Source organism: Pseudolactococcus chungangensis CAU 28 = DSM 22330 (assembly GCF_002441885.1).
Lineage (GTDB): Bacteria > Bacillota > Bacilli > Lactobacillales > Streptococcaceae > Pseudolactococcus > Pseudolactococcus chungangensis.
This window is the reverse complement of sequence record NZ_JXJT01000043.1, coordinates 1-7282: the sequence shown is the minus strand read 5'-3', so window position 1 is coordinate 7282 and position 7282 is coordinate 1. Positions and strand designations below refer to the sequence as shown.

General features: G+C 42.1%; 3 protein-coding genes. All 3 read left to right on the top strand.

The annotated features are described in order from the left end of the window. The first annotated feature begins 231 nt into the window (after window positions 1–231). Window positions 232–963 (top strand): epoxyqueuosine reductase QueH, encoded by a 732-nt coding sequence (locus RR45_RS10515; protein WP_031365808.1) that lies wholly within the window; start codon window positions 232–234, stop codon window positions 961–963. Between the two features lie 268 nt (window positions 964–1231). After that, entirely contained in the window at window positions 1232–5734 is a 4503-nt protein-coding gene (gene gltB, locus RR45_RS10510; RefSeq protein ID WP_031365807.1) for a glutamate synthase large subunit, read from the top strand. Window position 5735: 1 nt separating this feature from the next. Continuing rightward, entirely contained in the window at window positions 5736–7175 is a 1440-nt protein-coding gene (locus RR45_RS10505; protein WP_031365806.1) for a glutamate synthase subunit beta, read from the top strand. Window positions 7176–7282 lie beyond the last annotated feature (107 nt).

Here is a 7282-nt window from a genome sequence, read left to right as displayed (position 1 = left end):
TTAGACTTGACTTTTTATATAGTTTGTCTTATTTAAAAATAGTGACTCAACGATATTTGTGCATGATTACCTACTTCTATTATATCAAAAAAGGTGTAATAATTATAAAAAAACTATAGAACTTTAACAAAAAAGATGTGGAAATGAAAATTATTAAATAATCAAAATTTAACATCAAAATCATGGTAAAATAGTCTCTAGAAATTACCAAATAACGAGAGAGTATGAAAAATGATTGATTCAGAGCAGTTATTAGCCAAAACGAAAAATCAAAGGGTCAACTACGACAAGATTTTGCGCCAGATGATTCAAACCTGGCAGACAGAAAAAGTACGTCCAAAACTCATTATCCATTCCTGTTGTGCGCCTTGTAGCACCTATACGCTGGAATTTCTGAGTGACTATGCTGACGTGACGATCTATTTCGCCAACTCAAACATCCACCCAGAAGCTGAGTACAGACGCCGTGCCCTCGTCCAAAAAGCATTCGTCCACGACTTCAACCAGCGCACTAACCAGAATGTCGCCTTCCTCGAAGAAGATTATCGACCAAATGATTTTATCCAAATGGTCATGGTCCGTGAACTACAAGATGAACCTGAAAAAGGTTTAAGGTGTAGCGCATGTTTTCAACTCCGATTGGATTTAGTAGCAGAAAAAGCAGTCGCCTTAGGTTATGATTATTTCGGTAGTGCCCTCACTCTGTCCCCCAAAAAAGACAGCCAACTGATCAACGAAATTGGGTTGGATGCCCAGAAAATTTATGCTGTTAAATACTTGCCCAGCGATTTCAAGAAAAATAAAGGTTATGAACGTTCCGTCCAAATATGTCGAGAATACGATATTTATCGTCAATGTTACTGTGGTTGCATTTTTGCTGCTAAACAGCAAGGCATTGATTTAAAAACTGCGAATCAGAATGCCAAAGCCTTTCTTAAAATTAAGCAAGAAGCTAATAGCTAATGAATGGATTTTCTTACTTTAAGCTAAAAATTTTCTAAATGTGATAGTATGCCAGATAGAACACAGGGTAGAATAAATCTTCTGAAATAGAACGTTTCAAAATGATGTGTTTTCTTTTTATTCCTTTATTTGGCTATCAAAAATAATGAATTTTCTGAAAATTCACTTGTCATTTTCAATTTTTTTTGGTAAAATATTCCTATATCTTTTGTCAGATAATTTTACAAAAGTAAAAGGTGTTTGACATTATCTGTGAGAGGATGAATGAATGGATAAATTACAAGCTAGACGGCAAACTTTGTGGGATCAGTCTTTTGAATCTGATGCCTGCGGTATGGGCTTTATTGCCCAAATAGATGGTAAACCGACTCATGAGCTCGTTGATTACGCGATGACAATCTTAGAACGTATGAATCACCGCGGTGGGACAGGAGCAGAACCTGATACTGGCGATGGTGCCGGTGCACTTTTTGCCATGCCACATGAATTTTTTACGAAAATTGCAACAGAAAATAGTATCACATTACCAAACTCAGGCGATTATGCCGTGGGTCAGTTTTTCCTACCTAAAGCTGCGGACAAAAAAGCTGCGCTTTGTCAATCAATTAGTAACGAAATACAAGCCGATGGTTACCAAATCTTAATGACACGTGATGTGCCTTTTAATTTTGATAACTGCGGTCCTGGTGCGCAAGCTATCATGCCATCTTTTGTTCAATTCATTATTTCAAAACCAACTGATAGCAAAAGTGGTCGAGATTTTGAAGACAGACTCTATCGACTCCGTCGTAAACTTGAGAAAACATTTGCGACATCTGAGATGTTCATCTGCTCACTTTCAAGTAAAACAATCGTTTATAAAGGCATGCTCCATGCATTCCAAGTCCGGACATTCTATCCTGATTTGTCGGATCCTGCCTTTAAATCAACGATAGCCTTGACGCACTCACGTTTCTCAACTAATACTTTCCCATCATGGGATCGTGCGCAACCTTTTCGTTTTCTCGCCCACAACGGGGAAATCAACACCTTGCGTGGTGCTGAAAACTGGATGACTTCACATAAAATCGAGATATACAATGAAGAAAATTCCGACTCAGCCAAACTAGAAAACTGTATGGAATATCTTTATCGCAACGGTCGTGAGATGCCTCATGCGCTTTTGATGATGATACCGGAAGCTTGGGGTAAAGAGGCTGGCTTATCGCCAGAATTAACATCGTTTTATGAGTATACCTCTTCCTTTATGGCACCGTGGGATGGTCCAGCAGCGTTAGTCTTTACAGACGGTGATACCGTAGGTGCTCGTCTTGACCGTAATGGTTTACGTCCGAGTCGCTATAGCATCACCAAAGACAACTTCATCGTCTGCTCATCAGAGTCTGGTGTGGTAGACTTTGAGCCTAGCCGTGTTGTCGAAAAAGGTGTGCTTGGCCCTGGTAACATGATGCTCGTTGATACTGTTAACGGCAGAATTCTCCGTAATGAAGAAGTTAAAAAACATTATGCCGCGCAATTCCCTTATGAAAAATGGTTAGAAAATAACTTACTTCATATTGATGACTTAACAGAAAAAGCACAATTGGATGAGATTTCTGAAGAAGACCGTCAAACCATGCACAAACTTTTCGGTTATACAGAAGAAGTGATCCGAACAGTTATCGTGCCTATGGCAGAAAATGGTCAAGAACCGGTCATTGCAATGGGATATGACAGCCCGCTCGCTGTCCTATCACAAAAAAATCAATCTCTCTTTACTTACTTCAAACAACAGTTTGCCCAAGTTACCAATCCACCGATTGATGCGATTCGTGAAAAAATCGTTGTCGGAACAGAAGTCTATCTGGGTCGTGATGGTGATTTGCGTGTGGATCATGATGAGAACTGTGTGAAACTCAAACTCGATAGTCCAGTTTTAACAACTGAAGACTTCGAAAAAATAGCAGCGCTATCAGATAAAAAACACCAAGCCAAAACGATTTCAACTTTATATGATGTGACGAAAGATACACCAAACCGTTTGGAACATGCCTTAGTCGACATGTTTAAAGTGGTCGAAGCGGCAGTTGATAAAGGTGCTAGTATCATTATCCTAAGTGATCGTGATCAAAAAGAAGGTTTTATGCCGATGCCAATCTTGCTTGCGACATCTGGTCTATATAACTACATGGTTGCAAAAGGTAAAGGTAGTCAGTTCTCAATCGTTGTGGATACAGCGGAAGTGAATGAGGTACATCATTTTGCGACAATCGTAGGTTATGGTGCGAGTGCAATTCACCCATATGGGGCTTATGAAACTCTAAAAGACTACAATATGTCTGACAAGGCGGAGTCTTTCCGTCAAGCGGCTGAAAAAGGGATTATCAAAGTGATGAGCCGGATGGGGATTTCAACTGTATCAGGTTATAAAGGCGCACAGCTTTTTGAAGCGGTTGGACTTTCAGATGCAGTTGTTGACAAATATTTCCGTGGTACAGTAACACGGATAAGTGGGTTGACGCTGAAACAAATCGAGGCAGAGTATCTTGAGCGTTATGAATTTGCCTACGGTCACCACAGTCACGAAACTTTGCCGTCAGGTGGTTCATTCCAGTTTAAAGCAGATGGAGAACACCACATTTTTAATCCATTGACGATTTACAACTTCCAAAAAGCAGTGCGTCAAGGTGATTATGAGTTGTATAAGGCGTATTCAGCTGAGCTTGATTTGGAAGCTGATGAAACACCGTCAAACCTTCGACATATTTGGGAACTAAAAGGGCAACGTTCACCAGTTGCTTTGTCAGAAGTTGAACCAGTTGAAAACATTGTAAAACGTTTCAAAGTAGGTGCTATGAGTTTTGGATCGCTTTCAAAAGAGGCGCATGAAACAATTGCTGCTGCCATGAATTCAATTGGCGCTAAATCTAACTCAGGTGAAGGTGGCGAAAATCGTGCGCGTTTCCATAAACAAGCGGATGGCACTAACCTCAACTCTAAAATTAAACAGGTTGCCTCAGGCCGTTTTGGTGTTAATGCTGAATACCTGATGAGTGCCGAAGAATTACAAATCAAATTAGCCCAAGGAGCTAAACCAGGTGAGGGAGGTCAATTACCTGGTGGTAAAGCCTTCCCTTGGGTTGCAGAAATCCGTGGCTCAACACCAGGTGTGACTTTGATTTCACCACCACCTCACCATGATATTTATTCAATTGAAGATTTGGCACAATTGATTTATGACCTCAAGGCCATCAATCCTTATGCGAAAATCAATGTTAAGCTTGTTTCATCAACTGGTGTTGGCACAATTGCGACAGGTTGTGTCAAGGCTGGTGCGGATAAAGTCGTCATCTCTGGTTATGATGGTGGAACTGGTGCCTCACCACGGAACTCAGCGCGTGATGCTGGTTTACCATGGGAAATGGGACTTGCTGAAGCGCATCAAACTTTGACTATGAATCATTTACGTCAACGGATGACCCTCGAAACGGATGGGAAATTGATGACAGGTCGTGATATCGCAGTTGCTGCACTTTTAGGAGCTGAGGAATATTCATTTGCCTCACTTGCCTTGGTTGCGGTAGGCTGTGTTATGATGCGTGTTTGCTCATTGAACACTTGTCCAGTAGGTGTGGCAACACAAAATCCTGAGCTTCGTGCGCATTTTGCAGGTAAGCCAGAACACGTTGTCAACGGCATGAAATTCTTGGCGCAAGAACTCCGTGAAATTATGGCTGATCTTGGTTTCCGCTCTGTGGATGAAATGATTGGTCATGCCGAAGTCTTGAAACCTAAGTTTATTGCTAAAGGTAAAGCTAAATCACTCGATTTTAGTCGTATCATTGGTACAACGATGCCGATTGAGCGTAAAGTAGTTGACCCATTTATCGAAGAACGTCAGTGGCGAGAACTTGATGGCTTTGCCAAAGCTGCGATTGATGGTGGCACTGGTGTGACCGTTAAAGAATCAATTAATAATGTGACACGAACGGCGGGTGCAAGAATGGCCGGATGGATTGCAGAACGTTACGGTAACTATGCACTTGAACCAGGTTTGCTTAAATATGAATACACTGGTATTGCTGGTCAATCTTTTGCGTCCTTTGCAACGCAAGGGATGGAAATCACTTTGATTGGTGAAGCCAATGACTATATTGGTAAATCTTTGTCAGGTGGTCGTGTCATTGTAAAACCACCAGTTGATGCTGGTTTCAATGTAGAAGCTTCTCCGATTGTTGGCAATGTATCCTTGTTTGGTGCGGTCCGTGGGGAAGCCTACTTCCGTGGTCGTGCAGGTGAGCGTTTCTGCGTCCGAAATTCAGGTGCCAAAGTTGTTGTCGAAGGTGTTGGTGAACATGGTTGTGAATACATGACTGGTGGCTTAGCCGTGATTCTTGGTAGTACAGGTCAGAACTTTGCTGCTGGTATGAGTGGCGGAGTTGCCTATGTTTACGACGCTAAAGGTGATTTTGCTAATAAAGTTAATATGGAAATGGTTGACTTATATAGAGTCGGTCAAACACGTGGCGATGAAGTCTTAAAAGAAATGGTTGAGAATCATGCAGCCTACACTGATTCTGAAAAGGCAAAAGCCTTACTTGCTGATTGGGACAATGCTGTTGATAAATTTGTGAAAGTTTATCCAAGAGAATTCCATGAAATTAAGGAAATCGAATACCATTTGGCACAAACAGGCTTAACCGGTAGCGAACTTGAAATGGAAACATTCGAGAAAGCAATGCGGACACCTGCAGCTGAAAAAGCTGAATTAATTAAAGTAGGGGGCAAATAATATGGCAGATCCATTTGGCTTTATGAAATATAAACGTAAGGATAATCCTTACCGTTCTGTTGCTGAGCGCGTCTTGGACTTTGAAGAATTACAAGTCCCACTTGAAGTGGATGAACGACAAGAACAAGCAGCCCGCTGTATGGGATGCGGAATACCTTTCTGTCACGCGGGTGAATTTTATGGGGGCGGTCGTGCTGTCTCAGGATGTCCAAACGACAACTTGATTCCTGAGTGGAATGACCTTGTCTACCGTGGGGAGTTTAAAAAAGCGTTTGATCGTTTGTCACGGACAAATCCACTGCCAGAAATGACAGGCCGTGTCTGTCCTGCCCCATGTGAAAAAGGCTGTACAGAAGCGCTCAACGGTGACGGTGTTGCCATTCATGATAATGAACGATTCATCATCGATAATGCCTTTGAACAAGGTTGGGTAGCAGACAGTGGTCGTCCTAAAGAACGGACCGACTTTAGAATTGCCGTTGTTGGCTCTGGCCCTGCAGGACTTTCTGCAGCTTGGCGGTTGAACCAACTGGGACATAACGTGACAGTATTCGAACGCTCAGATCGCTTTGGTGGCTTGCTCATGTATGGTATTCCTAACATGAAGCTTGACAAAGATGTTGTCCAACGACGAATTGATATCATGGCAGAAATCGGGATTGAATTCGTTGCCAATACAGAAATTGGTCGAGACATTTCATTTGAAGCTTTAGAGGCTGACTTTGACCGTGTGATTTTGGCGACAGGTGCAAGTGTACCACGTGACTTACAAGTACCAGGTCGTGAACTCAATGGCGTGAAATTTGCGGTTGATTTCTTAACAGACATCACAAAAATCGTCCTTGCCAATGGCGACAAAAAAATGCGTAAGTCTCTTGAAGGTAAGAACGTTGTCGTTATCGGTGGTGGTGATACAGGTAATGACTGTATCGGGACTGCGATTCGTCTCGGTGCTGCAAGTGTGACCCAACTTGAAATCACACCTCAGCTTCCAGGTCAACGTACTGATGCCAATCCATGGCCTGAATATCCAATGGTTGACCGTAAAGGTTATGGTCAAGAAGAAGCCATTGCTGCTGGTAATATCAACTTGACCCGTTATGCAACGTCAACAACTGAATTTATCGGTGCAGAACGTGGTCAATTGATCGGGATTAACACTGTTCAGGTCGGTCCTGGTTTCAAACCAGTCGAAGGCACAGAAGAAACCTTGAAAGCTGATTTAGTTCTCCTTGCCATGGGCTTCACTGGCGCGGAGCAATCTATCTTCCAAGGATTTGGTATCACCCAAATCTTTGATGACAATACAACAAACAACGAAAAAGTCTATGTATCAGGTGACGCCAAACGTGGCCCATCCCTCGTTATCTGGGGCATTCGTGAAGGCCGTAAAACAGCCGAAAAAATTGATGAAACCCTACGCGTTATGGTAACACAATAAGATTAAAAAGTGATGTCATATTTTGACATCGCTTTTTTGTTTGTCACTGATGGAGATAATAGAAGTTAATAACATCGGCTCTATAATAAATCGTGTGGGAAAATTTC